Annotated in this window: 20 protein-coding genes; 10 read left to right on the top strand and 10 right to left on the bottom strand. The window is 36.2% G+C overall.

The genetic code is table 11. The features are described 5' to 3' along the window. Positions 1–223: 223 nt before the first annotated feature. On the top strand, positions 224–2,383 hold the full coding sequence (locus LBU54_RS12280) for a T9SS type A sorting domain-containing protein (protein WP_224530150.1): 2,160 nt from the start codon (positions 224–226) through the stop codon (positions 2,381–2,383). 72 nt (positions 2,384–2,455) lie between these two features. Then, complete coding sequence (locus LBU54_RS12275) at positions 2,456–3,460, top strand: LacI family DNA-binding transcriptional regulator (RefSeq protein WP_224530147.1); 1,005 nt, start codon at positions 2,456–2,458, stop codon at positions 3,458–3,460. Between the two features lie 40 nt (positions 3,461–3,500). On the opposite strand, the gene LBU54_RS12270 is transcribed toward LBU54_RS12275, so the two are convergent. Together LBU54_RS12270 and LBU54_RS12265 are read right to left on the bottom strand one after the other, a co-directional pair. Beyond that, the gene (locus LBU54_RS12270) at positions 3,501–3,911 is read right to left on the bottom strand and encodes a hypothetical protein (protein WP_224530144.1); all 411 of its coding nucleotides are present in this window, start codon (positions 3,909–3,911) and stop codon (positions 3,501–3,503) included. Between the two features lie 94 nt (positions 3,912–4,005). Further along, complete coding sequence (locus tag LBU54_RS12265) at positions 4,006–5,199, bottom strand: 3-deoxy-D-manno-octulosonic acid transferase (protein ID WP_224530141.1); 1,194 nt, start codon at positions 5,197–5,199, stop codon at positions 4,006–4,008. Between the two features lie 160 nt (positions 5,200–5,359). Here LBU54_RS12265 and LBU54_RS12260 point away from each other — a divergent pair, with 160 nt between their 5' ends. From LBU54_RS12260 to LBU54_RS12250, 3 genes are all read left to right on the top strand, one after another. Next, the gene (locus LBU54_RS12260) at positions 5,360–6,520 is read left to right on the top strand and encodes a DegT/DnrJ/EryC1/StrS family aminotransferase (protein WP_224530138.1); all 1,161 of its coding nucleotides are present in this window, start codon (positions 5,360–5,362) and stop codon (positions 6,518–6,520) included. A 3-nt stretch (positions 6,521–6,523) separates the two neighbouring features. Next, positions 6,524–7,543 (top strand): UDP-glucose 4-epimerase GalE, encoded by a 1,020-nt coding sequence (galE, locus tag LBU54_RS12255; protein ID WP_224530336.1) that lies wholly within the window; start codon positions 6,524–6,526, stop codon positions 7,541–7,543. Between the two features lie 219 nt (positions 7,544–7,762). Then, the gene (locus tag LBU54_RS12250) at positions 7,763–7,954 is read left to right on the top strand and encodes a hypothetical protein (protein WP_224530135.1); all 192 of its coding nucleotides are present in this window, start codon (positions 7,763–7,765) and stop codon (positions 7,952–7,954) included. On the opposite strand, the gene lspA is transcribed toward LBU54_RS12250, so the two are convergent. The 3 genes from lspA to LBU54_RS12235 are packed head-to-tail and all read right to left on the bottom strand — an operon-like array spanning position 7,951 to position 10,325. Next, positions 7,951–8,451, bottom strand: coding sequence for a signal peptidase II (gene lspA, locus LBU54_RS12245; protein WP_224530132.1), 501 nt, complete (start codon positions 8,449–8,451; stop codon positions 7,951–7,953). The two genes, LBU54_RS12250 and lspA, sit on opposite strands and share 4 nt — an antisense overlap. Positions 8,452–8,462: 11 nt before the next feature. Beyond that, on the bottom strand, positions 8,463–9,356 hold the full coding sequence (gene fabD, locus LBU54_RS12240) for an ACP S-malonyltransferase (protein ID WP_224530128.1): 894 nt from the start codon (positions 9,354–9,356) through the stop codon (positions 8,463–8,465). A gap of 36 nt (positions 9,357–9,392) precedes the next feature. After that, positions 9,393–10,325, bottom strand: coding sequence for a dihydrofolate reductase (locus LBU54_RS12235; RefSeq protein ID WP_224530125.1), 933 nt, complete (start codon positions 10,323–10,325; stop codon positions 9,393–9,395). Positions 10,326–10,611: 286 nt separating this feature from the next. On the opposite strand from LBU54_RS12235, the gene LBU54_RS12230 reads away from it, so the two are divergent. Further along, positions 10,612–10,911, top strand: a complete 300-nt coding sequence (locus tag LBU54_RS12230; RefSeq protein WP_224530122.1) for an isoamylase early set domain-containing protein — start codon at positions 10,612–10,614, stop codon at positions 10,909–10,911. Between the two features lie 60 nt (positions 10,912–10,971). Here the strand turns inward: LBU54_RS12230 and LBU54_RS12225 are convergent, their stop codons facing one another. From LBU54_RS12225 to LBU54_RS12205, 5 genes are all read right to left on the bottom strand, one after another. Then, the gene (locus LBU54_RS12225) at positions 10,972–11,796 is read right to left on the bottom strand and encodes a thymidylate synthase (protein WP_224530120.1); all 825 of its coding nucleotides are present in this window, start codon (positions 11,794–11,796) and stop codon (positions 10,972–10,974) included. Positions 11,797–11,962: 166 nt separating this feature from the next. Beyond that, positions 11,963–13,660 (bottom strand): nucleoside transporter C-terminal domain-containing protein, encoded by a 1,698-nt coding sequence (locus tag LBU54_RS12220; RefSeq protein WP_224530118.1) that lies wholly within the window; start codon positions 13,658–13,660, stop codon positions 11,963–11,965. A 15-nt stretch (positions 13,661–13,675) separates the two neighbouring features. Then, the gene (locus tag LBU54_RS12215) at positions 13,676–14,290 is read right to left on the bottom strand and encodes a bifunctional nuclease family protein (protein ID WP_224530114.1); all 615 of its coding nucleotides are present in this window, start codon (positions 14,288–14,290) and stop codon (positions 13,676–13,678) included. Positions 14,291–14,442: 152 nt separating this feature from the next. Further along, positions 14,443–15,405, bottom strand: coding sequence for an electron transfer flavoprotein subunit alpha/FixB family protein (locus LBU54_RS12210; protein WP_224530113.1), 963 nt, complete (start codon positions 15,403–15,405; stop codon positions 14,443–14,445). A gap of 99 nt (positions 15,406–15,504) precedes the next feature. Next, on the bottom strand, positions 15,505–16,251 hold the full coding sequence (locus LBU54_RS12205) for an electron transfer flavoprotein subunit beta/FixA family protein (RefSeq protein ID WP_224530108.1): 747 nt from the start codon (positions 16,249–16,251) through the stop codon (positions 15,505–15,507). Positions 16,252–16,494: 243 nt separating this feature from the next. Here LBU54_RS12205 and LBU54_RS12200 point away from each other — a divergent pair, with 243 nt between their 5' ends. The 4 genes from LBU54_RS12200 (at position 16,495) to LBU54_RS12185 (ending at position 23,222) form a co-directional block, all read left to right on the top strand. Further along, positions 16,495–17,472 carry a pyruvate dehydrogenase complex E1 component subunit beta gene (locus LBU54_RS12200; protein ID WP_224530105.1) on the top strand — a complete coding sequence of 326 codons (978 nt, stop codon included), beginning with the start codon at positions 16,495–16,497 and terminating at the stop codon, positions 17,470–17,472. An 88-nt stretch (positions 17,473–17,560) separates the two neighbouring features. Further along, the gene (locus tag LBU54_RS12195) at positions 17,561–20,071 is read left to right on the top strand and encodes a DUF5686 and carboxypeptidase-like regulatory domain-containing protein (protein WP_224530102.1); all 2,511 of its coding nucleotides are present in this window, start codon (positions 17,561–17,563) and stop codon (positions 20,069–20,071) included. 132 nt (positions 20,072–20,203) lie between these two features. Then, positions 20,204–20,731, top strand: a complete 528-nt coding sequence (locus LBU54_RS12190; protein WP_224530101.1) for an inorganic diphosphatase — start codon at positions 20,204–20,206, stop codon at positions 20,729–20,731. 121 nt (positions 20,732–20,852) lie between these two features. Further along, complete coding sequence (locus tag LBU54_RS12185; protein ID WP_224530092.1) at positions 20,853–23,222, top strand: sodium-translocating pyrophosphatase; 2,370 nt, start codon at positions 20,853–20,855, stop codon at positions 23,220–23,222. The last annotated feature ends 3 nt before the right edge of the window (positions 23,223–23,225 follow it).

The raw sequence follows: 23,225 nt of genomic DNA, 5'->3' as shown, positions 1-23,225 counted from the left end.
CATACATTGTAAATTGGTTTAACATTTAGAAATGTAGAATTTGTTCAGTTTGCTCTGAAAAAAGGCGTAATATCGAATCTAAGGCGATGAAATTAGTTGTATGTCTATTGTTAAGGTATAATTAAGAGAAAATTGAATTTTAATATTTAAATTTACGGATATAGCAAATTGTAACGATGGAATTTGCGAATTACTAATTAATAACAACAAATAAATAACGATTATGAAAAAAATTACTTTGGTATTTCTGTTGCTAACAGGATTTATTTGGGGACAGACCGTTAGTGTCGATGTCACCGAATTAACTAACGTGCAAAACGTCCAATTGGTTGCCAATTTTGGCGGAGCATTTAATGTTTATCAAGCGACTGATGACGGTGGGGGTGTATGGTCCTTTGACATGAGTGGTTCAGGCGATGTGCAGAACGAGTATGTTTGGTTAGTTACTTTTACAGACACCAATACATTGCAGGAGGATTTAATTCCGACAGTTGTAGGCCAAGCTATTGAAAATGACTTGGCTGTAGATTTTGATTTTAACACTAATTTCTTCAGTTTCTGTAACAGACGTGTTACCATTGGTGGTGCTGATGTGCCAACAACCTATTTTAATTCATGGAGACAACCTGGAGTTGTCTACACAGAGTTGACTTTGACTGCTTCTGCACCTGGTCCAGGCGAGAATTACTACATCTTATATGATGTAAATGGATTTAGTGAATTTGGTGGTCCCGGAGCTGTAGATAATGGTGATGGAACATATACTGCTATTGTTAGACCTACTGCTAGTTTTGAATACAAATGGATTTTAAACGATGATGCTGGTACGGCTGCAGCCGACACGAATGAAGACTTACTTTCTTGTACCAATGATGGAGTGACTATTAATACAGATAATAGTTCATTCGCAAACAGAATACATGCGGCAGGTGAAGATAAGATGGATGAATTTGGCGTTTGTCCCGATACTGGAGGTGGAACGCCGCCACAATCAGCATTTTGTGATACAGAAGTAACCCATTTTGGTGGTAATGCAGATTCAGTTATAAATTTAACTATTGAAAATACAGGTGCTGATAGTATAACGCTAACAGCTACCAATCCTGGTGGTCTTGGTGGAGAACCAAACTTTTTAGGAATTGCAGGAACACCACCTTCGGGTGCAACAATAGGCTCTCCTGTACCGATTACTGGAGGTGTAAGTTTAACATTAACATGGGCAGGAGCGCCACCAACAGATGTGGTGTTTGAGTTTATTCAGTGGCGTAAGACTGGAACAGGTCCTGCTACTTGGCAATTAGGAGACACAGTACCTAACGCTACAGTTCCGTTTGATGCAATATGTGGTAATCCAGCACAGGATGTATCATTATCTGATTTACAAATCGATGGAGTGACCATAGATGGGTTTGGGCCATCTACAACAACCTATGATATTGGTTTGGCTTCTGCTACACCAGTTCCGCAAATTACATCTGTGGTAACAAATAATCCAAACGCTGTTGTAGGAACTATTACGCAAGCTTCAGGCGTTCCAGGTGCTGCTACATTTGATGTTACATCTGAAGATAGTAGTGTTACTGAAACTTATACTGTCAACTTCACGATACAAGTTCCAGGCACAGAATTAATTGAAAATGGTAGTTTTGAAACAGGCGACTTTACGGGATGGACACAAGCAGAAAGTTCACCAGGCCAACAGACAGTAGTTGGTACAAATCCATCAGAAGGATCATTCGCAGCGAACATAAATAATACAAATGCGCCATCAGCAAGTACTATCAAAAGTGCGAATCGTGGAATAGGTATTGTTAATCCAGGTGATGAGGTAACCATAAAATTTGATTTACGAGGAAGTGGCCCAGCAGGAGGTGTATTTTTTGCGGAGTTATTTTCAGAACTTTCTGGAGGTGGTACTTCAGCTTCAGAACTTTTGGGAGGTGGACCAGTCTTTCCAAATGCTGATCCTGATGTGTGGACCACCTTTGAATTTACTACTAATGTAGGGCCAGATGTTAGTGGTGGTATATCATTGCAGTTTAATGCTGCAACAGGTGGAGCTCCAGGTTCTCAAGCTAATTTCTTTATTGACAATGTATCTATGGTAAATAACGATGAGGTGTTGAGTGTTAACGATGCTACAGCTAACTTGGAGTTAAGAATATTCCCTAATCCATCTAAAGATAATTGGAATATTACATCTTCAAATAATCAAAATCTTACCTCAGTTAGAATTTATGACTTATTGGGTAAGGAAGTGATGGTTTTAAACCCGAATTCAACAGAAGTCACTATCAATGCATCTAGCTTAAAAAGCGGAATTTATTTGGCTAAGCTTTCAACAGTAAATGGTAGTAAAACAATCAAGTTAGTTAAAAACTAGATTGAAGAATAGCAAATAATCAATAAAAGGGTGTATGTTTAATACGCCCTTTTTTATTCAATTTATTGAGATATGACAACACTTAAGGAATTAGCGAAGCTTCTTAATATTTCTGTATCTACAGTTTCTAAGGCTCTAAACGATAGTCACGAAATAAGCGAACAGACGAAAATTAGGGTTCAAGAGTTGGCTGAAAAACTTAACTATAAGCCAAATAGAATTGCACAGCAATTAAAAACCAATAAAACTAAAACCATTGGTGTTATACTACCAACGGTTATTAATCCTTTTTTTGCGGAGGTTTTGCATGGTGCGGAGACTGCAGCTTCACAAAATAATTATGATATAATAGTTTGTTTGTCCGAAGAGACCTGTTCTAAAGAAGCAAGAAGTATGGAACTTTTGTCTAACGGTAGTGTTGATGGTTTTATCATTGCGGTAGCTAGAGAAACCCAGGTTAAACAACGATGGGACCATATAGATGCCGTTATAAATAGAAAAATACCCGTGTTAATGTTCGATAGAGTGGTTAGACAAATTGATTGTGACAAGGTAATTGTTGATGATTTTAAATCGGTTTACGAGGCTACCAAATACCTCATAGAGAAAGAAAACAGGAATAGTATTTTGCTTATAAGCAATATAGAAGAGTTGAGTGTTGGCAAGTTGAGAATTAAAGGATATCAAAAGGCACTTGAGGAACACAATCTTAAGGCTGATGTGTTAAAATTAGACAATGTTGAAAATGTTGAAAAAGCCTTATTTAATTATTTGAAGAAGAATAAATCTATTGATGCTATAATTTCAAATGATCACATTACTGGTATAGTCGCGCTCAATATGGCGCGAAAACTAGGACGAAAAATACCGGATGATATTTCTGTAATTGGTTTTGGTTATGAAAATACCCAAATTGTTTCTAGCCCTAAGATTTCAATAATCCATCAAAAAGCCTTTGAAATAGGAGAGATGGCCATAAAGCTCTTGATAGAGAATTTAAACAACGACGAGCACGAACGCCAAACGATAATCGTTCCGAGTGAACTTAAATTGAGCGAATCTACAAAAAAAGCCTAATCATTTGATCAGGCTTTCTTAATTCAGTTTTATAGATAAATTAGTTACCAATAGTACCTTTGGCTTTATCAACTGCATCATTACCAGCTTTTTGGGCTTTATCTAATGCGTCATTACCAGCCTTTTTAGCTTTATCCATCGCATCACTTGCTGCATCTTTGGCATCGTTAGCCATGTCTTCAGCACCTTCTTTAACAGCATCTACTGCATCAGTAGCAGCATCTTTAGCGCTGTCCATTGCATCCTTAGCTGCATCAGTCGCTTCGTCAACGGCATCACTTGCCATATCTTTAGCTTCGTCAACGGCATCTGTTGCAGAATCTGCTGCATCCTCAGCTGCATCTGTTGCATTTTCAACAGCGTCTTCAGCTTTTTCTTTTGTCTCTCTACAAGAGTTTAATGATAATCCAAGAGCAGCAACTAGTGCAAGGCTCATTACAATTCTTTTCATGTTAATAGTTTTAGTGTTAATTGTTACTTGACCAAAATACTAATTTTAATGAAATTTTAACATAATTTCCATTTTATATTAGCTTCTCAGAGCTCTATATACGTATTACATCAAGTATTTGGTTTACAGCACCTTTATTTTCTTTGATATAATTACCATTTATTGTACCGATTTTAAGTCTCAAGGATTCATCTTTCAATAAGGCGTTTAAATGATTTTCAAACTCTTGATTTGTTGCTACAGCCTTAACACCACCCAGTTGAATTAATCTTTTAGCTTCCGGGAATTTTTGATAATTTTTTCCTATTAATATAGGAATGCCAAATACAGCGGGTTCAAGTATATTATGCAACCCTGTAGTTCCTGCGCCTCCTCCAACATAAGCAATGGAAGCATAACTATATGCTTTTGAGAGATAACCTATAGTGTCCAGGATAAATACTCCATACTCGGAAAGGTTTTTGGTTTTCTTTTCAGAATAACAGACAGTTTTTACCTTGAGTTGATTTTTTAGGGCTTCAATATAATTGGCTTTAACATTGTGAGGAGCAATGATAAATTTTGTCCCGTTATTAGAATGTGAATTTATATAGTCTATATACAATTCATCATCTGCAGGCCAAGTGCTTCCAAAAACAATACAAACATTGTTAGATACAAATTCTTCCAAAAATGGAATATCGTTATTAATTGCTAGCTGATCAGAAACTCTGTCAAACCTTGTATCTCCTGCAACAGTTATATTGTTAAAACCAAAACTTTCTAGAAGAAACTTTGATTTTTCATCTTGAGTAAAAATATACTGAAAGGCTTTCAATGCGTTACGCATAAATTTACCGTACCATTTAAAAAAACTTTGAGTTTCTCTAAAAAGCGCAGAAATAAGAATGGCCTTAGCTTTTCGTCTTTTAATTTCACTGAGGAGATTTGGCCAAATTTCATATTTTACGAATATGATATAATCTGGATTAACCAAATCCAAAAACCTCTTGGCATTTCGTTTTGTATCTAGTGGCAGATAAACAACAACATCTGCCACATCTGTATTTTTACGCACTTCATAACCTGAAGGCGAAAAGAAACTTAAAACAACTTTATGATCAGGGTAAGTTTTACGTAAAGCCTTAAATACGGGCAAACCTTGTTCATATTCACCTAATGAAGCACAATGAAACCAAAATGTTTTATGCTCCTTGGCGATACCATTTTTTAATAATCTGAATGTGTTTTTTCTTCCAATTACACCAAGTTTTAATTTTTGGTTAAAAACAGCAAGAATCCTTAGCATAAAAGCTATTAAATAGACACCTATGTTATATAAAACACTCAACAATTTAGATTTGTGCTAAAATACGTTTCTTTCAATTAATTGCATTGGAGTAGCAATTACATTTTCGTATTTTCGCTAAAGTCTTAAGACTTATAACTATTTAAAGTATTTCAGTAGAATGAAAAAAATCCAAATGGTTGATCTTCAAGGTCAGTATGCCAAAATAAAGGATGTTGTAGATCCATCAATTCAAGAAGTAATGGATAGCGCATCCTTTATAAATGGACCTAAGGTGCATCAATTTCAAAAGAATTTAGAGGATTATTTAGGTGTCAAGCATGTTATCCCTTGTGCGAATGGTACAGATGCCCTGCAAATTGCTATGATGGGTTTAGGGCTAGAGCCTGGCGATGAAGTTATCACAGCAGATTTCACATTTGCCGCAACAGTTGAGGTCATTGCGCTTTTGCAATTAACACCTGTTTTAGTGGATGTTGATCCTGTTACTTTTAATATCGATGTCGAAGCAGTACGAAAAGCCATAACATCAAAGACCAAGGCAATAGTACCAGTGCATTTATTTGGATTGGCTGCCAATATGGATGAACTATTGGAACTGGCAAAAGAGCATAATCTGTATGTTATTGAAGACAACGCTCAAGGAATTGGTGCTAACTACACCCGAAGAAATGGCTCAAAAATAAAAACAGGTGTTATTGGTGATGTGGCATCAACATCTTTTTTTCCCTCTAAAAACCTAGGTTGTTATGGTGATGGTGGTGCAATTTTCACAAATGATGATAACTTGGCACATACAATTAGAGGAATTGTAAATCATGGTATGTACAAACGTTACCATCATGATGTGGTGGGTGTAAACTCAAGATTAGACTCTATTCAGGCTGCTGTTTTAGATGCTAAATTGCCACATCTAGATGAATACAACAATACGCGTCGCAATGCCGCTAGAAAATATAATGAAGCTTTTAATGGCCATCCTCAGATTACAATTCCATCTGGTAGAACTGAATGTGACGGTATTTGTAGTACTTGTGACTGCCATGTATTTCATCAGTATACACTAAACCTAAGAGACGTAGATAGAGATGCACTTGTTGTCCATTTAAATGAAAACGGGATTCCATGCGGTGTGTATTATCCTATTCCACTTCATAGACAAAAGGCCTACTTGGATGAACGCTACAATGAAGATGATTTTAAAGTGACTAATACGCTTATTAATAGCGTAATTTCATTACCAATGCATACGGAATTAGATGATGATCAAATAAACTTTATAACTCAAACCGTTTTAGATTTTATAAATAACTCCAAATAAATAATAATGAAAGTATTAGTTACAGGAGGTTTGGGTTTTATAGGATCCCATACCGTTGTAGAATTGCAGAATAAAGGATACGATGTTGTAATTATTGATAATCTAAGCAATTCTTCTATTGATGTACTTGATGGTATAGCAAAAATAACAGGTAAGAAACCAGTTTTTGAGAATTTAGATTTAAGAGATAAAGAAAAGGTTATTATGTTTTTTAAAAAGCATAATGACATTGCTGGAGTTATTCATTTTGCCGCAAGTAAGGCGGTAGGAGAGAGTGTGAAAAATCCACTTTTGTATTATGAGAATAACCTAACTACTCTTGTTTACATGCTTCAGCAAATTTGTGAACTAGATCAAAAAAATTTCATTTTTAGCTCGTCATGTACTGTTTACGGTCAAGCTGATAAACTACCAATAACAGAAGACGCACCTGTCAAACCTGCAGAGTCGCCATATGGTAACACCAAGCAAATAGGTGAGGAGATAATAAGAGATGCTTGTAAGGTCAATAATGATTTAAATGCCATTGCATTGCGTTATTTTAATCCAATTGGTGCGCATCCGTCAGCAGAAATAGGAGAATTACCAATCGGAGTACCACAAAATCTGGTCCCGTACATCACACAAACAGCTATTGGTATGAGGGAACAACTCTCTGTTTTTGGCGACGATTATCCAACACCAGACGGAACTTGTATAAGAGATTACATTCATGTGGTAGATTTGGCCAAGGCACATGTTGTGGCTTTAGAACGTCTTTTTCAAAACAAGACTGCTTCAAACTATGAAGTATTTAATTTGGGAACTGGCAAAGGAAGCTCAGTACTTGAAGTTATCCAATCTTTTGAAAGAGTATCTGGAACAAAGCTCAATTATAAAATTGTTGAGCGAAGGGAAGGCGATATTACAGCTGCTTATGCCAACACAAAACACGCCAATGAGGTTCTGGGTTGGAAAACAGAATCTAGTTTAGATGACGCTATGCGCTCTGCTTGGAATTGGGAGAAAAAAATACGAGGCTAGAAATTTCTATTTCATAACAGTTTATCCCTTTGGATGCCTATTAGGTTAAATCAAAAATTGCACTATTTCGACTTGCGATTGTTTATATAGATGTGATGAAAACTATTAGAAAACATCTTTTAGCATAGCGTTTAAATAGCTTAACACTAATTTAACGAGATATACTTGGGTTTGCATCTTAGTCTTTGTTGTTTTGCATCTAATGATAATTGATTACTAATGAAATTGATAAGCGTTAAACGAGAAACAAAGGTAGAAACAAGATTCACCAGAAAAATGGGACGTTTAAAAACAAACGTTACCTACATCAAGAAGCAAATTCTTAATATTCCCTACAAAACCATCCATAAATACCGTGAGACTTACTATGGCGAGGTAAAGGATTGTAAAAATTGTGTGCTAGAACGCTAAGCAACTGTCGTCTTTTTTTTCTTTGTAAAGACACCGCTAAATAATAGCATAATCATTCCCGTTGTAACTGACAAATCAGCTACATTAAAGATTCCTGTTTTAATCGAATCGGTAATTCTAATGAAGAAGAAATCTGTAACCTGTCCATAGACAATTCGGTCAAAAACATTTGCAATACCGCCACCTACAATGCAACAAAAGGCAATTAAACTTGTACGGTCCAGTTCCTTGGTTTTAATAATGTAGTATATAACATAACCAAGAACTACAGTTGGTAAAATTAAGAGAAAGATCAGTTTTAAAGTAGGGTTCATATCACTTCCCATGCCGAGGAAAGCACCTTTATTTTCAACCCATATGAGTTGAAAATAACCTTTAATTACATCAATTTCTCCAGCCGCTCCTTCGATCATGTTGGACCTGACTATGGCTTTCGAAATCTGATCTATTGCTATATTGAAAACAATTAAAAGGGTGATAAATAGGTTTCTGTTCAAAACAAATAAAATTAGGCGTTAGTGTCTAAACTTGCAGATACAGTTTCGGCTTCTCGATGGATTTTCTTAACCAAGCCTTGAAGTACCTTTCCAGGCCCAACTTCAGTGAAATGCATTGCTCCGTCTGCGACCATTTGTTGAACAGTTTGAGTCCATTTTACCGGTGCAGTTAGTTGAGAAATCAGATTAACTTTGATTTCCTTTTGGTCTGTCACAGCAGAGGCGGTAACATTTTGATAAATAGGACAATTAGGTTTGCTAAAAACGGTATTCTCAATAGCAGATGCTAATTCTTCTCTTGCAGGTTCCATTAGGGGTGAATGAAATGCACCACCAACGGGTAAAACTAGCGCACGTCTCGCACCTTCTTCTTTCAAGGTTTCACAGGCTCTATTTACTGCGTCTATCTCTCCTGAAATAACAAGTTGGCCAGGGCAATTGTAATTGGCAGCAACTACAACACCTTCTGTCATACCACAAACCTTTTCTACAATATCATCGTCTAAACCAAGAACCGCAGCCATGGTACTAGGTTGTATTTCGCATGCTTTTTGCATCGCTTGGGCACGTTGTGAAACCAGTTTAAGGCCATCCTCAAATGTAAGCGCACCGTTAGCTACAAGCGCAGAAAATTCACCTAATGAATGACCAGCAACCATGTCTGGATTAAAATGGTTGCCTAATGTTTTAGCCAATATTACCGAATGAAGAAATATTGCAGGCTGTGTAACTTTGGTTTGCTTTAAATCTTCGTCTGAGCCTTCAAACATTATGTCAGTTATATGAAACCCTAATATTTCATTTGCGGTTTCGAACAACTCTTGTGCTAAAGGTGATTTTTCGTAAAGATCCAGGCCCATTCCAGAAAATTGGGCGCCTTGTCCTGGGAATATATATGCTTTCATATCATGTTCAATTTAGTGGTGCAAAAATAGAAATATTTATTTTCTCATATAGGTAATAAATGAGAAGGCATGGGCATGTTTTTCGTCAGCATCGTTAGTTTCGCGGTTTACTTCTTTCCAAATAGTCTTGTCAATTTCTGGAAAAAAGGTATCAGCATCTTTAAAGCTAGCATGCACTCTTGTGATTTCTAGTTTGTCTGCCAACGCCATAGATTGTTTATAAATTTCACCTCCACCAATTATAAACGGCTGCTCATCAGATTGAGCTGCGTCTATCGCATCGTTCAGATTATTCACTACTATTACACCATCTGGTACAGAATAGTTGTCTTGTCGTGTAATTACAATATGTTTTCTATTGGGTAACGGTTTAGGAAAACTTTCAAACGTTTTACGCCCCATTATGATATGATGCCCATTAGTTAATTTTTTAAACCGTTTGAGGTCGTTGCTTAGGTGCCAAATTAAATCATTGTCCTTACCAATGGCATTATTTTCACCAACCGCAACTATTATGGTTAATTCACTATTCTTTTTTTTTACGACCGTTTCACCTTTTAAAAGAGATTCATTGTAAGCCTGAGACTGTGCAATCTTAGATTCTTCTTTGAGAATGTCACGCTTTAATGCATCTATTCGTTGTTGTTGTTGGTTAACAAGTTTATCGAGCTGAAGTTTTTCCCAATCCTTACCCATAAACTTATTCGTAATAAACACATTTATAAAGTGATATATAAATAAGAATAGCCATATGAGGATGCCGTAAACAAACCAATTTATGCCAGCAATGGTAAAGTCTTTACCAATTCCCAACACTGTATTAGCTATGATTAGGAAAACGGCCCCAATTAAAAACACCACAAAATGTAAGTAAAGACGCTTTTTTTGACGGATTCTTTTTTGAGCGTATTCTATGAGCTCTAACTGGTCTTTGTCTATCGTAGAAACTTGCTTTTTCTTTCCAAACATAATCTAAATTTGACGGGTTAAAGATACCCTTTTTTAACTAAAACGTTTTAGTATTAACTGAAGTTTGATAATTAGTAATTATCGAAAACGATATAGTTGATTATCAATACTTAAGCCATAAAAATAGTCTTATCAATATACTAATTTTTACGCCCTATTATTATGAACTTTACGAAAAAGTAAAGTCTATTTTACCAAAATAATAATTCTTTAGTTATAAGTTAATTAAACTACAATATGTGGATTTTTCTTTTATACTTTTGACCCGAAATTAAATCTATCTATTATGGCAATTAAAAAGCAGTATTTAAAAAGCAAGCCAGTTTGTAAAGTAACATTTTCTGTGCCTGCAGAAGAAGCAAAAAAAGTAGCAGTTGTTGGAACATTTAACGAATGGAACGAAAAGAAGGCTGTTAAGCTTAAAAAGTTAAAAAACGGAACCTTTAAAGGGACTGTAGATTTAGAAAAAGATAATTCTTATGAGTTTAGATATGTTGTTGATGGTGCCTATATCAATGACGACCAAGCAGATGCATATGCATGGAGCGATTACGCTGGAGCAGAGAATGGTGTTTTAAACCTGTAAGCAATTAAAAAAGTAAAATGAAAAGCGTCTCAATTGAGACGCTTTTTTTATGAAGTTTTTTTATACCGCAACAACCCCTTTTATATGCGGATGCGGATTGTAATCCACTAGTGTGAAATCTTCAAACTTGAAGTCAAAGATATCTGTTATTTCAGGATTTAAAATCATTTTTGGTAAAGGCCTTATGTCTCTTGAAAGTTGCAATTCTAATTGCTCTAAATGATTATTATAAATATGTGCATCGCCAAACGTATGAATAAATTCTCCTGGCTGAAAGCCGCAAACTTGTGCTACCATCAAGGTAAGCAATGCATAAGAAGCAATATTAAAAGGAACGCCTAAGAAAATATCTGCGCTTCTTTGGTACAATTGGCAAGACAATTTCCCATCTGCAACATAGAACTGAAAAAATGCGTGACAAGGAGGTAAAGCCGCTTTGCCGTTAGCAACATTCTCGGAGAACGATTTGGAGGTATCAGGTAAGACTGAGGGATTCCAAGCAGAAACTAACATTCTTCGACTGTCTGGATTCTTTTTTAATCCATTAATGACCGCTTTAATTTGATCGATTTCTTCACTGGCCCAATTACGCCATTGGTGCCCGTAAACTGGCCCAAGGTCACCATTTTCGTCCGCCCATTCATTCCAAATTCTAACACCATTTTCTGTGAGATATTTTATATTAGTGTCACCTTTTAAAAACCAAAGAAGTTCGTAAATTATGGATTTAAGGTGCAATTTTTTTGTAGTAACCATTGGAAAGCCTTCGCTCAAATCAAAACGCATTTGATAGCCAAAAACACTCTTTGTGCCAGTGCCAGTTCTATCCATTTTTTCGTTACCATTTTCTAAAACATGTTCTACTAGGTCGTGATATTGTTTCATAGGCCCATCTACTGTCTTCCCAAAGGGAAGAAACTTTTATATATAGTTAAAATAATTTAAGACGAAATTAATTAAAATGAATATTAAAGACGTCAGATTTCTGTCCGCAGATATAAAAAGTTATTAACGAGAATGTGTTTTCCCCTTTGGGGAATTAAATGGGCTTTTATCCAATAATCATTCCAGCGATAGTCGCAGATAAAAGAGACGCCAAAGTACCACCTATCAATGCTTTAATGCCAAATTCAGATAGGGTTTTACGTTGCCCTGGAGCAAGTGACCCTATGCCTCCAATTTGAATGCCGATAGATGCAAAATTGGCAAATCCACATAGCATGTAGGTAGCCATGATTATGGATTTCTGATATTTTAAATGAAGAAGTTGAGCTGGATTTTTTAATTCTGCTAGTTGTATGTAGCCCACAAACTCGCTAGCAGCCAGTTTAATACCCAATAATTGCCCCATTAATGCAATATCTTCTTTAGCAACACCTATTAACCACATGAGAGGCGCAAAAGTGTAACCAAGTATAAATTCTAGTGAGAAGGTTTTATAGGTTGTGTTATTGGCAATCCATGAGTTAAGATTGGTAATATCCCCTGCCCAAGATAAAATACCATTTATCATTGCAATAAAGGCTAAGAATACCAACAGCATGGCACCAACATTTACAGCAAGTTTTAATCCTTCTGTTGTTCCATTTGCAATCGCATCGAGAATATTAGAGCCTATCTTGTCTTGGGTTATTTTTATTTCTGAATTAATTTCTTCTTGTTGTGGATACAGAATTTTAGACACTACAATTGCACCGGGAGCAGCCATCACAGATGCAGTTAGTAGGTGTTTCGCATAAAATAAACGAAGTGCTTCGTCCGTTCCTCCAAGAAACCCTATATAAGCAGCTAATACACCTCCAGCAACGGTCGCCATACCTCCAATCATTACCAAGAGAATTTCTGATTTGGTCATTTTTTCGAGATAAGCCTTTATCATTAAAGGCGATTCTGTTTGTCCTAAGAAAATATTACCTGCAACACTTAGGCTTTCTGCACCAGATATTTGTAATAATTTGGTGAGCAACCAAGCCATACCTTTTACTACTTTCTGGATAATACCCAAATAGAAAAGCACCGATGTCAATGCAGAAAAGAAAATGATTGTTGGTAGTATTGAAACAGCAAAGGTTAACAAGGAATCTGCAATTTCATTTGTACTAAAAGCAGCAAATAAAAATTTAGTACCTGCCATTGTAAAATCTAAAACGCTTATAAAAAGACTGCCAACCCATTCAAAAGCAGCCTGAACAAAAGGGACTTTAAGAACACCAACTGCTAAAATAAGTTGTGCTAATAGGCCAAATCCAACAGTTCGCCAATTAATGGCTTTTCTATTTTTACTTAATAAAAAGGCAATAAGAAGTAAAACAAGCATTCCCAATGCACCACGCAGTAAACTATTTAATGTAAATCCTTGACTGGGAATAATGTCATTGGCAATTGTTCGTTCTTTAACAAATGGTTTGTAACTGTAGGTTATTTTGTTTTCTGTAAATACCAATGAAGAGTCGGTCAAAGCCTCAATTCTAAAATGACGAATTGTGTCTTTTGGTGTGGTGTAGTATAACACCAAGATATTGTTTTGGTAAAGATAATCCCCTTGTGCTTTTAAATTGTTTTTGGCTTTAAGGGTGTAATTAAACTTACCATCTTTAAAGTTTAAAGTGTCTGACTCAGTAATATCAAAAAGGGCATTGCTAGTACTGTCTTTAATAGATTCAAATTGCCAGCTTTTTTCAAGATCTTGCGCGGTAATTGACCAAATTGAGACAAATATAGCTAAGATGGCCTTGAAAAATTTTGACATTGAAATGATAGTTAGTTAGCGTTTGGAAATTTCATCGCGAATTTTGGCTGCTTTTTCGTAATCTTCATTCTTTACAGCCTCCTCCAGTAGTTTTTCAAGTTCGTCTAAGGACTTGTCTTTAAAGCCTTCTTGTTCAATGACTGCATTTTCAATTTCTTCGGCGACAAGGTCATCGACTAAAATGCTATCTTGATCCTCATCGTCTTTTTTAGGATTTACCTTAAGATATATTCCCGCTTTATCCAAAATGTTTTTGTAGGTAAAAATTGGTGCTTGAAACCGTAGTGCTAAAGCAATAGCATCACTGGTTCTAGCATCAATTATTTCTTCAATTTTGTCGCGTTCACAAATAAGGCTGGAATAGAATACACCATCTACCAATTTGTGAATAATAACTTGTTTTACAACAATATCAAAACGGTCTGCAAAGTTCTTAAACAAATCATGTGTAAGCGGTCGTGGAGGCCTTATTTCTTTTTCTAATGCGATTGCAATGGATTGTGCTTCAAAAGCACCTATAACGATAGGAAGTTTTCTGTCGCCATCAACCTCATTGAGTATAAGGGCATAAGCACCATTTTGGGTCTGGCTATAGGAAATACCCTTTATATTTAAACGAACTAAACTCATAAAATCTAAAACACAAAGAACCGTTTAAATTTGGACTTTACCAACTGAAAAATACAGTTTTGGTTGTTTTTCCTGTTCAATCGATAAAACGATAATACAACAGTAAAAAATCCTAATTTAAACAGTCCTAAGGAATATACAAGTTAATAAAATTATGCGTTTTGTGCCTTAAAAGCTTTTAATTTTTCTGTCAGAACAGGAACCACTTCAAAAGCATCGCCAACGATGCCGTAATCTGCAGCTTTAAAAAATGGCGCTTCTGGATCTGTGTTGATAACCACCTTTACCTTTGAAGAATTAATACCTGCTAAATGCTGAATTGCTCCAGATATTCCAATTGCTATGTATAAGTTGGATGCCACAGGTTTACCGGTTTGGCCAACATGTTCGCTATGAGGTCTCCAACCAAGGTCCGAAACTGGCTTAGAACAAGCAGTTGCCGCATTTAGAACTTCAGCTAAATCTTCAATTAATGCCCAATTTTCCGGTCCTTTTAAACCTCTGCCGCCAGAAACGACTACTTCAGCATCAGCGATGCTAACTTTGTCTGTTGCCTTATCTACGGACTCTACAGTAACGCCTGAGTCAGGAATATTTGGAGTAAAAGTCTCAACGGATGCACTACCTCCTGATTCTACTAAACCAAATGAATTATTGGACAAACCAATTAATTTAACTTCTGTGTTTATTTCTGTATGGGCAAATGCTTTGTTTGTAAACGCTGTTCTTTTAACTGTAAATGGCGCAGTGTTTGAAGGTACTTCAACCACATTTGATACATAACCTGCCTCTAAACCAACGGCTAAGATTGGTGCTAAGTATTTACTGTCTGCACTAGAGCTCAACACAACTACATTTGCATTTTCTTGTTTAGTAGCTTGCTCTATGGCCGAAGCATATTTTTTTGCATTAAAAACATTTAAACTGTCGTCATTAACCGCTAATACTTTTGAAGCGCCATAATTGCCTAAGCTTTCAGGATTTTCAGCGTTAACAGCTATTGCTGTTACAGACGTACCCATTTTGTCTGCAATTGCCTTGGCATAAGAAACAACCTCAAATGCAACTTTTTTAAATTTTCCTTTTTCTGATTCTGTATATACTATTACTGACATATTCCTTAGTTTTGTCACCCTGAACTTGTTTCAGGATCTCATTAATTATTTCTTTAATTTCAAAAGATTCCGAAACACGTTCGGAATGATTTAGTTCAATTAAATCACTTTTGCCTCGTTATGAAGCAAATTCACCAATTCATCTATATTTTCAGCATCAACAAGCTTAACGGCTCCTTTAGGTGCAGGTTTTTCAAAACCTGTTGATTTAGTTTCAACATTTGCGTCTACCGGCTCAACAATGGTTAACGGTTTCTTTCTTGCCATCATTATTCCTCTCATGTTTGGTATTCTAAGATCACTTTCCTCAACTAAACCTTTTTGACCACCTATAACCAAAGGTAAAGAAGTAGAAACTGTTTCTTTTCCACCATCAATCTCCCTTACAGCTTTAGCATTTGTTCCATCTATTTCTAGGCTAATACAGTTGGTAACAAAGTTTGCGCCTGTCATAGCAGCTAACATGCCAGGGACCATTCCACCGTTGTAGTCAATAGACTCACGTCCAGCAATTACTAAATCATAACCGCCATCTGTAACAACTTTAGCTAATTGCTTAGCAACTGTTGCACCGTCTACAGCTTCTGTATTTACTCTTATTGCGGCATCAGCTCCAATGGCCAAGGCTTTTCTTAAAGTGGGTTCAGTTTCTGGCCCGCCAACATTTACGACATCTACACTAGCACCTTGTTTTTCTTTGAACCACATGGCACGCGTTAAACCAAATTCATCATTAGGGTTAATTACAAATTGCACTCCATTGGTGTCAAACTTTGTATCGCCTTCTGTAAAATTGATCTTTGATGTTGTATCTGGCACATGACTAATACAGACTAAAATCTTCATTTTCAAATCTTATTTAAGTTTATGTTTGTTTATTGCATCAATACGATAACGTTATCGTAATGAAGAAAAAAAAAATCTTTTTTGGGCAATTTTATTGTACTTAAATGTTTAAGTAATTGCGACTGCGAAGTTAATTATTTTATTTCGAATTTTTACTATGCACGCATAATAAATTTAAAGGAAATTTGATTTATTTAGTTTTTCATTTATTCCTATTTTTGCTATTCGATTAAAAGAAAGATAATGAAGACAATTCAATTTAGAGAAGCTGTATGCGAGGCCATGAGCGAGGAAATGCGCCGTGATGAGAGTGTTTATCTAATGGGTGAGGAGGTTGCAGAGTATAATGGAGCCTATAAGGCATCAAAGGGCATGCTCGATGAGTTCGGGCCTAAACGTGTCATTGATACACCCATTGCAGAATTAGGATTTGCTGGTGTTGCCATAGGATCTACGATGACTGGCAACAGACCAATTGTTGAGTATATGACATTTAACTTCTCACTAGTAGGAATTGATCAAATAATAAACAACGCTGCAAAAATTAGGCAGATGTCTGGAGGTCAATTTAAGTGTCCTATTGTATTTAGAGGCCCTACTGCTTCTGCAGGTCAATTGGCAGCAACACACTCACAAGCATTTGAAAATTGGTTTGCGAACACACCAGGCTTAAAGGTAATTGTACCTTCAAATCCTTACGATGCAAAAGGATTATTGAAATCTGCTATTAGAGACGATGATCCTGTGATTTTTATGGAGAGTGAACAAATGTATGGTGATAAAGGAGAGGTTCCTGAAGGCGAATACACAATTCCAATAGGTGTTGCGGATATAAAGCGCGAGGGTACTGACGTGACAATTGTTTCTTTTGGTAAAATCATTAAGGAAGCGTATAAAGCGGCAGATGCTTTAGCGGAAGAAGGAATTAGCTGTGAGATTATCGATTTGCGCACGGTAAGACCTATGGACCGAAAAGCAATCCTAGACTCAGTTAAGAAAACCAATCGCTTAGTAGTACTAGAAGAGGCATGGCCATTTGGAAATGTGGCGACAGAAATTACATATTTGGTACAATCTGAAGCATTTGACTATTTGGATGCCCCAGTTATTAAACTTAATACAGCAGACACACCTGCACCGTATTCACCAGTTTTATTAGAAGAATGGCTTCCAAACAGTAACGATGTCATCAAAGCGGTCAAAAAAGTAATGTATAAATAAATAATTCGCATTTTTTTGCGTTTAATGAACTTCATTAATAACTAGAAAAAATCAAAAGATTTGGTTATTGATGAAGTTTGTTTTTAGTATGAGGTTAAAACTACTTACAAGTCTATTTGCCCTATTTTCTATTTGTGCATTTGCCCAAACAAAGGTAAGTGGTCACGTTTATGATGAAAACAATGAACCTATTGCCTATGCAAATATCCTCTTTAAAGGTTCTACAGAAGGGACTACTTCGAATGAGAATGGTCGGTTTTATCTTGAGTCAAGCGAAAATTGGGATACCCTAGTGGTTTCGTTTATAGGTTATGAGCGTTTGGAAATCCCAATTGTTAAACGCGTTAATTTTGATCTAAAGTTTATTCTAAAAGAGGAAGTCTCATCACTTGATGAAGTTGTAATCGTTACAGGTAAACAGTCGAAGAAAGCATCAGAAAACCCTGCCATTAGGCTTCTTAAGAAAATATGGGAACGCAAACGTCAAAATGGATTAAATCAGTTTAATCAATACGAATACGATCAATACGAAAAAGTAGAATTTGATCTCAATACAATTGATAGCACCTTGATAAAGAGTAAACTCTTTAAGGGGATGGAATTTGTTTTTGAGGAAGTAGATACCTCAAGTGTAACAGGAAAAACGTACCTGCCCGTTTTTCTAAACGAATCGGTAAAACATATTTCAGGTGATAATGTCATAGGTAAAGAGCGTCAGGATTTAGTTGGAAATAAGAATAGTGGTTTTAGCAACAACCAAGTCATAATAGATTTTATTGACGATCTCTATTCAGAATATAATGTTTACAGCAACTACATTAAATTTTTTGACAAAAGTTTTGTGAGCCCAATAGGTAGATCAGGTATCCAGACTTATAACTATGTTCTGTCGGACAGTGCATTTATAGACAACAAATGGTGTTATAATATTGTGTATTACCCAAGGCGTAGAAATGAACTCACTTTTAAAGGAGATTTTTGGGTTAATGATTCGACCTATGCCATAAAAGAAATTAATATGCAAGCCTCAAAGAGTGCTAATATTAATTGGGTCAAGGAAATTTACATAGAACAAGAATTTGAAGTTCTAAATGATTCGGTCTTTTTGATTAAGCGGGATTATTTTCTGTCTGATTTTGCTTTAAATAAGAAAGAAAAATCTCGCGGCATTTACGGGAAACGGACCACCCTCTATGATAATTATAAATTTAATGAACCAAAGGATCCAAAGTATTATGACAAAGTGGTTTATAATTATGACGAGGATGTATATAACCGAAATGACGAGTTTTGGGAAAGAAATAGATTAGAAGCGCTAAACAAGGATGAAAAGGGCGTCTACACTATGCTTGATACACTTAAAACAGTCAAAAAGTTTAAGCGACTTTATAACCTTGGAAGTATTTTGGCATCTGGTTACATTGAATTCCCCAGCATCAACTTTGATTACGGGCCAATATTTTCAACTTTAGGGTTTAACGATGTTGAAGGTTTACGAATTCGAACAGGTGGTCGTACTTATTTTGGTCCAAATGATTTGTGGCGATTAGAAGGGTTTTTGGCATATGGTTTTAGGGATAATAAATTCAAACATGGTATTTCCGGAAAATGGTTACTAGACAAAAAAAGTAGGTTTACCATTTTTGGGGGTCACAGGAGGGATATAGAACAAATCGGAGCCAGCTTAACCAGTTCTACGGATGTACTGGGTCGTAGCTTAGCCTCAAATGCTGTATTTACAGCGGGAGCAAATGATAAGTTATCTAATATTAACCTAACTAATTTTGGTATTGCATTAGAACCTTTTCGAAATTTAGAAGTACGTTGGGATGGTAGCTTTAGACGCATAAGCAGTGCGTCACCAACTTTTAGCTTGGATTTTAATGACCCAGATTCTGCCACAGGAGTTTCATCTGAAGTTTACCAATTTGAAAGTAGGTTTTCACTTGGTTACTTTCCTAAACGTCAAATGACAGGATTTGGGGTAGAACGAAAAGAGAAAAATGACAGTTTCGCAAGATTATTTGCTCAAGTAACTCGAGGCGATAGCGATTGGTTTAATAGTGATTTTAATTATACTAAACTTCAGTTTTCATATATTCAACCATGGCAGATAGGAGGTTTTGGAAGATTGGTGAGTTCTGTGGAGATGGGTAAAACATTTGGCGAGGTCCCTTTGGCATTGTTGAGTGTTGTTCCAGGTAACCAAACTTATTTTTCAATTTACAATACATTCCCACAGTTAGATTTTTATGAGTTTGTTACGGATACTTATACGTCACTCCATTTAGAACACAATTTTAATGGTAGACTATTTTCGAGAATACCATTTTTAAAGAAATACAATCTTAGGGCGATTCTAGCATTACGTGGTGTTTGGGGTGAATTATCAGACGAAAATATTGCTTTGAGCACAACAGGAAATCCGCTTGAATTCCCATTAATAGCACCTAATTCTAAAGTGTATTATGAATACAGTTTTGGCATTGCAAACATTTTTAAAATTCTAAGAATAGATTTCAACTTTAGAGGGAATTATCTTGATTTACCAGATGCCAGACGCTTTGGTGTGACAGGGAGTTTTGGATTTTATTTTTAATGGATTAATGCCGCCAATGTCAAAAATTACAATGCCTAATTTCTTAGGTAAAACAGACTTGATGTTATATATTTGCAGCCCAAAAATTTGAACCAAATGCTCCAATATTGGCGTAACCTAAATATGAATTAAATGAAAGATAGTAAGAAAATTACCTTTGATGTTCTAATTGAAATTCCAAAAGGAAGTAGAAATAAATACGAGTACGATTTTGCATTGAACAAAATAAGATTCGATAGAACCTTGTTCTCTTCCATGATGTATCCTGGTGATTACGGCTTTGTGCCAGAAACGCTTGCGTTAGATCAAGATCCCCTGGATGTATTGGTCCTTTCTACAGAACCATCGTACCCTATGGTAGTTATGGAGGTAAGACCAATTGGTGTTTTCCATATGACTGACGAAAAAGGACCTGATGAAAAAATTATTTGTGTACCGGTTTCAGATCCAGTGTGGAATAAGCGTTCAGATATTGATGATTTAAATCCACATCGACTTCGTGAAATTGAACATTTTTTTCAGGTTTATAAAGATTTAGAGGAGAAAAAAGTAGATGTAGGTGGTTGGGGAAATGCCGAAGAAGCCCGGAAAATTTATTTGAAATGTGTAGAGCGCTATGAGGAGAGTGAACACAAAAAGAAAAGAACATTTACAATTTAACAAGAGCCTTGAACACAATAAAATCGAATGCTATCTTTAATTAAAGGTAGCTTTTTTTATCAGGTATATTTTTCTATTTTTGGCAGCGTTAAAAATTAGTAACTAACTAACACATATTAATATGGATATTTTAATTAAAGCTCTTCCAGCTTTTGGTGTTTTAGGATTATTGTTTGTATTCATTAAGAGTGCATGGGTAAGTAAACAAGACCAAGGAACGGATAAAATGAAACGAATTGCAAAGAACATTGCAGATGGTGCAATGTCTTTTTTGAAAGCGGAATACAAAATTCTAGCGATTTTTGTGGCTGCTGTGGCAATATTACTTTTCTTTAAAGGTAGTAATGAAGAAGGATCAAACGGGGTTGTAGCAATATCATTCATTATTGGAGCAATTTGTTCTGGACTTGCAGGATTTATAGGAATGAAGGTTGCAACCAAAGCAAATGTTAGAACGACAAGTGCGGCTAGAACTTCATTAGGTAAAGCCTTAGAGGTAGCTTTTGCAGGAGGTGCTGTAATGGGTCTTGGAGTTGTTGGTCTTGGTGTTTTAGGTCTAAGTGGATTATTTATGATCTACAGTGAAATGGGCTGGGGAATCAATGAAGTATTAAATGTACTTTCTGGATTTTCATTAGGTGCATCTTCTATTGCATTATTTGCTCGTGTTGGTGGAGGTATCTACACTAAAGCGGCTGACGTTGGAGCTGACCTTGTAGGTAAGGTGGAAGCTGGTATTCCGGAAGATCACCCCTTAAACCCAGCAACCATTGCTGATAACGTAGGTGATAATGTAGGGGATGTAGCAGGTATGGGAGCTGATTTATTCGAATCTTATGTAGGTTCTATAATCGGTACAATGGTATTAGGTGCTTATATAGTCACTCCAGATTTTAACGGTTTAGGAGCTGTTTATTTACCATTGGTATTGGCGGCAGTTGGTATTGTTATGTCAATCATCGGTACCTTCTTTGTAAGAGTAAAGGATGGCGGAAATCCACAAACGGCATTGAATATTGGTGAATTTGGATCTGCAGGTTTAATGCTTGTTGCATCATACTTTTTAATCAATGCTTTAATACCTGAAACGGTTGAAGGCTTACCAAGCGGTGCTTTCGGTGTTTTTATTGCAGTAATTGCTGGTTTAATTGCTGGGTTGGCTGTTGGTAAGGTAACAGAATATTATACAGGTACTGGCACAAAGCCAGTTAAATCTATTGTTAGACAATCTGAAACGGGTAGTGCGACAAATATAATCGCAGGTTTAGGTGTTGGAATGATGTCTACAATGATTCCAATACTTCTCATTGCCGCAGCGATATTAGTATCTCACCATTATGCAGGGCTTTACGGTATTGCAATTGCAGCTGTAGGTATGCTTGCAAATACAGGAATTCAATTAGCAGTTGATGCTTATGGACCAATTTCGGATAATGCGGGAGGAATTGCAGAAATGGCAGAGCTACCTAGCGAGGTACGTGAGCGTACAGACAAATTAGATGCAGTGGGTAATACAACTGCAGCGATAGGTAAAGGATTCGCAATTGCTTCTGCTGCATTAACAGCATTGGCTTTGTTTGCAGCCTTTATGAAAACAGCAAATGTTACAGCAATAGATGTTTCAAAGCCAACAGTTATGGCTGGACTCTTAGTAGGTGGTATGTTGCCATTTGTCTTTTCAGCACTGTCAATGAATGCTGTAGGACGTGCTGCAATGGCAATGATTGAAGAAGTAAGACGTCAGTTTAGAGATATACCTAAGTTAAAAGCGGCATTAGAGGTTATGAGAGCTGTAGATTCTGATATGTCAAAAGCAACAGAAGCTCAAAGAGCAACGTTTGATGAAGCAGATGGTGTTGCTGAATATGAAAAATGTGTTGAAATTTCTACTACTGCTTCGATTAAGGAAATGGTATTACCAGGTTTGTTAGCAATTGCAGTTCCTGTGGCAGTAGGATTTATAGGTGGAGCCGAAATGTTAGGCGGACTGTTGGCAGGTGTTACAACATGCGGAGTTTTAATGGCTATCTTCCAATCTAACGCAGGTGGTGCTTGGGATAATGCTAAAAAGATGATCGAAGAGCAGGGACGTAAAGGAACAGATGCTCATAAAGCGGCTGTTGTTGGTGATACTGTTGGTGATCCTTTCAAGGACACTTCAGGACCTTCATTAAATATATTATTGAAATTAATGTCTGTAGTTGCTTTGGTTATTGCACCGAGTATTGCTATTTCTGCTACTGGGCTGGCATCTTATGAGACAGAGGAAGTTAAAAAAGAGATCATAGTCTCTGATAGTAATGAAGCTGAGGCTACTGTTGAATACACTATGGTAGTGAATGGTGAAGAGGTGACAGAAAGCAAAACTTTTAAAGGAACGGAAGCTGAGGTTGAAGCACAACTTAAAGCTTTTGAAGAGAATTTAAAATCTGCAGAGAAAGATGCTGAAGTTGAAACTATTATTGAGAAAATTGATGTTTCAAAAAGTTAAATA

The sequence above is a fragment of the Winogradskyella alexanderae genome, assembly GCF_020166335.1.
GTDB classification, from domain to species: domain Bacteria; phylum Bacteroidota; class Bacteroidia; order Flavobacteriales; family Flavobacteriaceae; genus Winogradskyella; species Winogradskyella alexanderae.
The sequence above is the reverse complement of the archived record's forward strand: the minus strand, read 5'-3'. Positions and strand labels throughout refer to the sequence as shown.